Genomic DNA, 1,383 nt, shown 5'->3' with positions numbered 1-1,383 from the left:
GGGGCGGGGTGATCGGCGGCGGTGCGGGCGTCACCACCGGCTGCGGGGCGACCGCGCCCTTGCGCGCATCGCTCATCGTCCACAGCGTCAGCGCGCCGAGCGCGCCCACGATGAGCACGCCCGCGGCCATGCCCAGGCCATCGCCCTTGCGCCGCTGCGAGACTTGCGGGAGCACGTTGCGGGTGGCGAGGTCGATGACCTCCGCGCCGCTCTCCTCACGCGGGTCGCGGGCCCCCTTTGCGCCAAGACCGTCCCCAGCTGCCGATTTCGAGACCATCGTTCAGGCGTTCCTTCAGTTGGCCGGGAGCGTGGTGGCGGACGGGGCGGGCGCCGCGCTCGACAGCGCGGGCGTGCCTGCGCCGCCGCCGGAGGCCGGAGCGGTTTCGGGACGGGGTGCAGTGCGCGCGGAGAGCGGCAGCGCGTTGACCAGTTCGGCCACCGCCTTGCCCCGGCGCAGGACGATACGGTCGGGCACGTCGGCGACGACGATCGTGGGTCCGCGCACGGCGTAGTTGACCGGGCCTTCCTCGCCCGCCTCGTTGCGCACCAGGATCGCGGGCACTTCGGACAGCTGCGGCCAGACCAGATAGGTCGAGACTCCGTCGTCGTAGACCCGTGCCGGTTCGAGCCTGGCGTCGCCTTCGCGCTTCCAGGCGAAGTTGAGCGCGGCCGCATCGGCGGGCATCGAGAGCGGATCGCCCTCGGCAATCGCGCGCTCGGCCGGGTCGAGGCTGGCAAAGCGCGCGGCGCCCTCGGGGCGCTCGGGCGGGGCCTCGGGCTCGGGCTGGTAGGTGAAGCGCAGCATGTAGAGCGGCTTGGCGCGCGGCGAGGCGATCAGGTCGAAGAAGTAGGTGTGCTTGTTGGTGACCACCGTCATGTTGGTGCGCGCGCTCACTTCGAGCGGCTTTACGAACAGGAGGTCAGCGCGCTTGTTCGGCGTGATCTGCCACTGGGCCGAATCGCCGATCGCCACGTTCTCGATCGCCTCGCCCGCCCCGAAGGCGATGGTCGCCTGGACCCCGGCGTGGCCGTAGACCGGCACCACCTCGTCCTCGCGGTATTCGTGCGCGACGAGCCGGGGATCGGCGGCGAAGGCGGGGCTCGCCAGCGAGGCGCCCAAGGCCGCGCCCAGCCCCGAAGTGAGGGTGAGCGAAGCGGCGACAAAACGCCGCAGCGAAGCGTGCGTCATGGTTTCTTCTCCTTGGCCATCAGGCGGCCGGTGTCGTTCGAGGCGCTGCGAAAGCGGCTGCCGATGCCGCGCGTGCGCGCGTCGAGGCCAGAACCGGCTGGCGCAAGCCCCCCGCCGCTGACCTGGGTGATGACGGTGCGCCGCTCGCCCGAGCTGGCGCCCGAGGCGCTGTCGGCGGCGACCGCAGCGGCTAC

1 protein-coding gene and 2 pseudogenes are annotated in these 1,383 nt (G+C 72.4%); all 3 read right to left on the bottom strand.

Annotation, left to right across the window (positions count from 1 at the left end; genetic code table 11):
* Positions 1 to 277: pseudogene (locus tag MTR62_RS20950) on the bottom strand (TrbI/VirB10 family protein); the annotation flags it as partial.
* A gap of 15 nt (positions 278 to 292) precedes the next feature.
* Positions 293 to 1,189 (bottom strand): TrbG/VirB9 family P-type conjugative transfer protein, encoded by an 897-nt coding sequence (locus MTR62_RS20945; protein WP_244024589.1) that lies wholly within the window; start codon positions 1,187 to 1,189, stop codon positions 293 to 295.
* Positions 1,186 to 1,383 (bottom strand): annotated as a pseudogene (locus tag MTR62_RS20940) (type IV secretion system protein); the annotation flags it as partial. The gene MTR62_RS20945 and the pseudogene MTR62_RS20940, both read right to left, overlap by 4 nt.

The organism is Novosphingobium organovorum (genome assembly GCF_022832435.1).
GTDB lineage: Bacteria > Pseudomonadota > Alphaproteobacteria > Sphingomonadales > Sphingomonadaceae > Novosphingobium > Novosphingobium organovorum.
Note: the sequence above shows the minus strand (reverse complement) of the source record. Positions and strands in the feature narration are given on the sequence as shown.